Genomic DNA, 256 nt, shown 5'->3' on the forward strand with positions numbered 1-256 from the left:
GTACTTGATGCCGGGATTGCCCGTCTTCGCCGTGCTGCCCCCGCCTTTTCGCACGGAGCTAACTGCCATGGCCCCTTCTTCATCTGGTGTGGAGAAGTACAGCTTGACGGAGTCACCCATTTGCGGCATGCAGTGAAAACCGCTGTTACCCTCTGCTGAATAGACCGTAGCATACGGGAACCAGCTCGCCTCTGCCTTGGGCTGCTTCGGATCGATGTCGAGGTGGATTTTGACGGTGTCCTTCTGGATGTCGATA

The 256-nt window shown here is 56.6% G+C and carries 1 pseudogene; it reads right to left on the reverse strand.

From position 1 onward, the window contains the following. Positions 1–256, reverse strand: a pseudogene (locus HP401_RS29595) (hypothetical protein); the annotation flags it as partial.

This window comes from Brevibacillus sp. HB2.2, from assembly GCF_013284275.1.
In the GTDB taxonomy this organism is placed as follows: Bacteria; Bacillota; Bacilli; order Brevibacillales; family Brevibacillaceae; genus Brevibacillus; species Brevibacillus brevis_D.